At 69.3% G+C, this 5,997-nt stretch carries 6 protein-coding genes and 1 pseudogene; 4 read left to right on the top strand and 3 right to left on the bottom strand.

From position 1 onward, the window contains the following. Window positions 1-225 precede the first annotated feature (225 nt). The 4 genes from I0Q12_RS23770 (at window position 226) to I0Q12_RS23785 (ending at window position 3,405) form a co-directional block, all read left to right on the top strand. Window positions 226-1,311: an S-(hydroxymethyl)mycothiol dehydrogenase gene (locus I0Q12_RS23770; RefSeq protein ID WP_197255324.1), complete on the top strand. Its 1,086-nt coding sequence runs from the start codon at window positions 226-228 to the stop codon at window positions 1,309-1,311. After that, the gene (locus I0Q12_RS23775; RefSeq protein WP_197255326.1) at window positions 1,308-1,943 is read left to right on the top strand and encodes an MBL fold metallo-hydrolase; all 636 of its coding nucleotides are present in this window, start codon (window positions 1,308-1,310) and stop codon (window positions 1,941-1,943) included. Before I0Q12_RS23770 ends, I0Q12_RS23775 begins: the two co-directional genes overlap by 4 nt. 68 nt (window positions 1,944-2,011) lie before the next feature. Beyond that, window positions 2,012-2,362: a zinc ribbon domain-containing protein YjdM gene (locus tag I0Q12_RS23780; RefSeq protein ID WP_197255328.1), complete on the top strand. Its 351-nt coding sequence runs from the start codon at window positions 2,012-2,014 to the stop codon at window positions 2,360-2,362. A gap of 23 nt (window positions 2,363-2,385) precedes the next feature. Next, complete coding sequence (locus I0Q12_RS23785; protein WP_197255330.1) at window positions 2,386-3,405, top strand: GTP-binding protein; 1,020 nt, start codon at window positions 2,386-2,388, stop codon at window positions 3,403-3,405. Between the two features lie 18 nt (window positions 3,406-3,423). On the opposite strand, the pseudogene I0Q12_RS23790 reads toward I0Q12_RS23785, so the two are convergent. The 3 genes and pseudogenes from I0Q12_RS23790 to I0Q12_RS33700 form a co-directional block, all read right to left on the bottom strand. After that, a pseudogene (locus I0Q12_RS23790) lies at window positions 3,424-4,843 on the bottom strand (DEAD/DEAH box helicase). Between the two features lie 207 nt (window positions 4,844-5,050). Further along, the gene (locus tag I0Q12_RS23795) at window positions 5,051-5,464 is read right to left on the bottom strand and encodes a molybdenum cofactor biosynthesis protein MoaE (RefSeq protein WP_197255332.1); all 414 of its coding nucleotides are present in this window, start codon (window positions 5,462-5,464) and stop codon (window positions 5,051-5,053) included. After that, a partial coding sequence (locus I0Q12_RS33700; protein WP_269437685.1) for a molybdopterin-binding protein occupies window positions 5,457-5,997 on the bottom strand: 541 nt, incomplete at its 5' end. The genes I0Q12_RS33700 and I0Q12_RS23795, both read right to left, overlap by 8 nt.

Genomic DNA, 5,997 nt, shown 5'->3' on the forward strand with positions numbered 1-5,997 from the left:
GGTCACCGTGTTGACGATCGACATTGCACTCCTCGGGGCCGGGGGCGAACGTGAATCCGACGTTAGCCGAACTTAGAACCGTGCACAACACCACTTAGGTATTTTTGAGGACAAAGTTCGATCTGGTCTTTCGAGTAGGTCGATCAGTCCGTTCGATCAGGTACGCGGGCGGTCCGGGCTGGATACGGTGGGCAGGATCGATCCACAGCAGAAGGAGACACCGTCATGCCGCAGACAGTTCGGGGCGTCGTTGCTCGCGCGAAGGGTGCACCCGTCGAGGTCGTGCCCATCGTGATCCCGGATCCGGGACCGGGCGAGGTCGTCGTCGCGGTGGCCGCGTGCGGGGTGTGCCACACCGACCTGCACTACCGGGAGGGCGGCATCAACGACGAATTCCCGTTCCTGCTCGGCCACGAGGCCGCCGGCGTCGTCGAATCGGTCGGCGAGGGTGTCGAGTCCGTCGCGGTCGGCGACTTCGTCGTCCTGAACTGGCGGGCGGTGTGCGGGCAGTGCCGCGCCTGTAAGCGCGGTCAGCCGCAGTACTGCTTCGACACGTTCAACGCGACGCAGAAGATGACCCTCGAGGACGGCACCGAGCTGACCCCGGCGCTGGGCATCGGCGCCTTCGCCGACAAGACCCTCGTGCACGCCGGACAGTGCACCAAGGTCGATCCGACCGCGGACCCGGCCGTCGTGGGCCTGCTCGGCTGCGGCGTGATGGCCGGTCTCGGCGCGGCGGTGAACACCGGCGGGGTCACCCGCGGCCAGTCCGTCGCCGTGATCGGTTGCGGCGGGGTCGGCGACGCCGCGATCATGGGCGCCCGCCTGGCCGGTGCCGGCACGATCATCGCCGTCGACCGCGACGACAAGAAGCTCGAGTGGGCCACCGACCTCGGCGCCACTCACACGATCAACTCCACCTCGGTCGATGCCGTCGAGGCGATCCAGGAACTGACCGGCGGCTTCGGCGCGGACGTCGTCATCGACGCCGTGGGCCGCCCGGAAACCTGGAAGCAGGCGTTCTACGCCCGCGACCTGGCCGGCACCGTCGTGCTGGTCGGCGTCCCGACCCCGGACATGACCCTCGAGATGCCGCTGATCGACTTCTTCTCCCGCGGCGGCTCACTCAAGTCCTCGTGGTACGGCGACTGCCTCCCCGAGCGGGACTTCCCGACCTACGTCGACCTCTACCAGCAGGGCCGGTTGCCGCTCGAGAAGTTCGTCACCGAGCGCATCGGCATCGACGACGTGGAGAAGGCGTTCGAGACCATGCACCGCGGTGAGGTGCTGCGTTCGGTGGTGGTCCTGTGAGCGTCTCGCCGATCCGCGTCGACCGGGTCGTCACCTCGGGCACGTTCGCGCTCGACGGTGGCGAGTGGCAGGTCGACAACAACATCTGGCTCGTCGGCAACGACGACGAGGTCGTGGTCATCGACGCCGCGCACACCGCGCAGCCGATCGTCGACGCGGTCGCGGGCCGGAAGGTCGTGGCGATCGTGTGCACGCACGCCCACAACGACCACATCACCGTCGCCCCGGAGCTGTCCGAGCGGCTCGACGCGCCGATCCTGCTCAACCCGGCCGACGACGTGCTGTGGGAGATGACCCATCCGGGCGTCGCGCACGGCACGCTCGAGGACGGGCAGCGGATCGCGGTCGCCGGCACCGAGATCCAGGCGATCGCGACGCCGGGACATTCGCCCGGCTCGACCTGCCTGTATCTGCCGGAGGCGGGGGAGCTGTTCACCGGCGACACGCTGTTCTCCGGTGGTCCCGGTGCGACGGGCCGGTCGTTCTCGGATTTCCCGACGATCATCGGCTCGATCCGCGACAAACTGTTCGCGCTGCCTGCCGAGACGGTCGTGCACACCGGGCACGGTGACGGCACCACGATCGGTACCGAATCCCCGCACCTGGAGGAGTGGATCCGGGCCGGATCCTGACGATACGGGTGGTGCGTCCGCCGGTCGGCCCTCGCAGCCGGACGGACGCACCGCCGTATGATGTCCGGATGGACGAGACCCTGCCGCCGTGCCCCGAATGTTCCTGCGAGTACACCTACGAGATGGGGTCGTTGCTCGTGTGCCCGGAGTGCGCGCACGAGTGGGCGCGTACGTCCGAGTCGGCGGAGGACACCGCCGACGGCGTGATCCGGGACGCGGTGGGCAACGTGCTGGCCGACGGTGACACCGTCACGGTGGTCAAGACCCTGAAGGTCAAGGGCAGCGCCACGGGGATCAAGGCGGGCACCAAGGTCCGCAACATCCGCCTGGTGAACGGCGTGGACGGGCACGACATCGACTGCAAGGTCGACGGATTCGGACCCATGCAGCTCAAGTCGAGCGTGGTCCGAAAGGCCTGACCCGGCGCCGTTACGCTCGATCCATGGCGAACAAGAAGATTCCCGTCATCGTGGTGGCGGGCTTCCTCGGCTCCGGGAAGACGACGCTGCTCAACCACCTGCTGCGCAATACCCGGGGCGCGCGCATCGGCGTGATCGTCAACGACTTCGGTTCCGTCAACATCGATTCGATGATGGTCGCGGGTCAGGTCGACTCGATGGTCTCGCTCAGCAACGGCTGCCTGTGCTGCGCCGTCGACGTCAGCGACATGGACGCGATGCTCGACAAGCTCGCCCACCGGTCCTCGGATCTCGACGTCATCGTCGTCGAGGCGAGCGGTCTGGCCGAGCCGCGCAACATGATCCGGCTGGTCACCGGCTCGGCGAACGAGTACATCACGTACGGGGGACTGGTTCTGGTCGTCGATGCCGCCGAGTTCGACGACGCCTGCGCCCGCCATCCCGAACTGGAACAGCACGTTGCGCTCGCAGATCTGTTGCTGCTCAACAAGACCGACCGCGTCGACGCGGACGCGCACGACGAACTGCTGGGGCGGCTGTGCGCGCTGAACCGGCGCGCGGCGGTCGTCTCCACCGAGCATTCCCGGATGGATCCGGGCCTGTTGTTCGACATCCCGGACCGTCCGGAACCGCAGCCGGGGGAGCAGCTCACCCTCGACAGCCTGCTCTACGACGAGCACGAGGGTGAACACACGCACCTGCACGACGGATACGACGCCGTCACGTTCACGTCGGCGAAGCCGCTGCATCCGAGGCTGTTCGTGGACTTCCTCGAGGCGCAACCGGCCGGGGTGTTCCGCATCAAGGGATACGTGCACGTGGCCGCGGGCCTGCGCAGCCGCGCCTACCTGGTGCACACCGTCGGCGACTACATCAGGTTCGAACCGGCCCGGAAAGGTGAGGTGCCCGCGACCACCGAACTCGTCGTGATCGGCGCCGACCTCGACGCCGATTCGGTGCGCGGGCGGCTGGAGGGTTGCGTTCCGGTGGAACCGGTGTCGGCGGACGCGATGTACGCCGTCCACCGGTTCACGCCACGCTGACCCGGTCTGCGAAAAAGGTTACCGCGCAGCCGAATTACGCTGCGCGCGACGCCGGCCCGCGCCCTGACCCGAACCGGCCTGGCCGGACCGGCTCTGTCCGGATCCGCCCTGACGCGCGCCGCCGCCCTGGCGGGTACCGGAGCCCTGACGCGACGTGGCACCCTGACGCGATCCACCCTGACGAGAACCTTCGCCGTGGCGTGCGCCTCCGCGACGACCCTGACCGCCCGAGCGCTGCGGCCGAGACGGGGCCGCAGCCGCCTTCGGAGCCGGCGGCACGTGCGGTGCGACCTCGCCGACGAGCTTCAGCACGTGCTCCGAGTCCGCGGTCACGCGGATCGGCGACACCGTGATCGCGGCCTTGCGCATGATGACCTGAAGGTCCTTGCGCTGGTCCGGAAGTACGACCGTCACCACGTCACCGGTGCTGCCGGCGCGCGCCGTGCGGCCGGACCGGTGCAGGTACGCCTTGTGCTCGGCCGGCGGATCGACGTGCACGACCAGCTCGACGTCGTCGACGTGCACACCGCGCGCCGCAACGTCGGTCGCGACCAGCACCCGCGCCTCACCCGACGCGAACGCCGCGAGGTTCCGGTCGCGGGCGTTCTGCGACAGGTTGCCGTGCAGATCCACGGCCGGGATACCCGACTCGGTGAGCTGGCGGGCCAGTTTGCGGGCCTGATGCTTGGTGCGCATGAACAGGATCCGGCGTCCGGTCCCCGACGCGAGGGTCCGCACCAGTGCCTTCTTCGAGTCGACGCTGTCGACGTCGAACACGTGGTGGGTCATCGCCGCAATGGGCCTCGTCGACCGAGTGCATCACCGGGTCGTGCAGGAAGCGCTTGACGAGCTTGTCGACACCGTTGTCCAGGGTCGCGGAGAACAGCAGCCGCTGACCGTTCTGCGGGGTCGCGTCTAGGATCCGGGTGACGCCGGGCAGGAACCCGAGATCGGCCATGTGATCGGCCTCGTCGAGCACGGTGATCTCGACTGCGTCGAGCGTGACGAAGCCCTGACGCATCAGGTCCTCGAGGCGACCCGGGCACGCGATGACGATGTCGATGCCGCGGCGCAGCGCCTCGACCTGCCGGTTCTGGGACACGCCACCGAAAATGGTGGTGACGCGCAGGCCCGTGGTGTGGGCGAGCGGCTCGACCGTCGCGGCGATCTGGGTCGCCAGTTCGCGGGTCGGAGCCAGCACGAGACCGCGCGGCCGTCCCGCCGCGCGCGACGAACCGCCGGCGAGGCGGGCGGTCAGCGGAATCGAGAACGCGAGGGTCTTGCCGCTGCCGGTGCGGCCGCGACCGAGGACGTCGCGTCCGGCCAGAGTGTCGGGGAGGGTGTCGACCTGGATCGGGAACGGCGCGGTGATGCCGTTGTCGCCGAGGGTCGCGACGAGCGTCCTCGGGACACCGAGATCGGAAAAGGATGTGGTCAAGGTACGGCGCTGCCTTTCGATGCGGCGTGTGTGCACGCGACCGGAAGTTCCGGTGGTGTGCGGTGGATCGCCGCGAGGAAGGCCGATGCTGCATTGCGTGCGGGCCGGGCACGATCCCGGGCCGCCGGTATCCCACGACGGTGAGTGTCGTCGTGACACTCGAACCGGGTCAGCCTACCGCATGTTCAGGACGCCGCCGGACGCGTCTCAGAGTCCGACCCACTCCGACGCGCCGTCGGTGAACGCCTGGCGCTTCCAGATCGGCACTTCCCGTTTGATGCGTTCGACCAGTTCCGCGCAGGTCGCGAACGCTTCCGCGCGGTGCGGGGCCGCGACCGCCGCGACGAGCGCGAGGTCCCCGATGGTGAGATGGCCCACTCGGTGCACCGCGGCGACCGGCAGACCCGATTCGGCGGCCACCTGTTCGCAGCAGTTGCGCAGGAAGGTCTCCGCGTCCGGGTGCGCCTGGTACTCCAGTGCGGTCACGGCCTGCCCGCCGTCGTGGTTGCGGACGACGCCGGTGAACACGACGACGGCTCCGTGCTCGGGTCCGGCGACCGCGGCATCCACCGCTGCCGGGTCGAGCGGCTCCGACGAAATCCGTGCCAGCAGTTCACTCATGAGCTCCGCCTCCCGAAACCTGCGCCAGAAGATGATCGAGGATCGGTTCGAGCGCGGCCAGTCCGTCCTTGACCCCGCCCGGCGACCCGGGCATGTTCACCACCACGGTACGGCCGACCAGTCCGGCGACCCCGCACGCGGTGCTCTCGCGCGGGGTGACGTCGAGACCGCGGCGACGGATCGCGTCGGCGACGCCGGGCAGTTCCCGATCGAGCACGGCCAGTGTCGCTTCCGGGGTCGCATCGGTCGGGGACGCGCCGGTGCCGCCGGTGGTCAGCACCAGCGCGGGCGCACCGGTGAGCGCGTCGGCCAGTCCCTCGGCGATCCGCGCGTCCGGGTACACGAGGGGTCCGCGCACCGCGAATCCGCGCTCGCTCAGCCACCGGACGATGACCGGTCCGGTGGTGTCCTCGCGGGTGCCGGCCGCGACCCCGGTCGACGACACCAGCACCACCGCCGAACGTTCCTGTGGCACCGCAGAATCCGCAACGGGTGACTCGTCGCGGGTCCAGTGTCCGCGCTTGCCGCCCTCC

The organism is Rhodococcus sp. CX (assembly GCF_015865005.1).
In the GTDB taxonomy this organism is placed as follows: domain Bacteria; phylum Actinomycetota; class Actinomycetes; order Mycobacteriales; family Mycobacteriaceae; genus Rhodococcus.

Excerpts from the sequence above, each read along its gene's own strand:
- I0Q12_RS23770 (WP_197255324.1), top strand. The coding sequence starts at position 226 with ATGCCGCAGACAGTTCGGGGCGTCGTTGCTCGCGCGAAGGGTGCACCC.
- I0Q12_RS23785 (WP_197255330.1), top strand. The coding sequence starts at position 2,386 with ATGGCGAACAAGAAGATTCCCGTCATCGTGGTGGCGGGCTTCCTCGGC.
- I0Q12_RS23780 (WP_197255328.1), top strand. The coding sequence starts at position 2,012 with ATGGACGAGACCCTGCCGCCGTGCCCCGAATGTTCCTGCGAGTACACC.
- I0Q12_RS23795 (WP_197255332.1), bottom strand. The coding sequence starts at position 5,464 with ATGAGTGAACTGCTGGCACGGATTTCGTCGGAGCCGCTCGACCCGGCA.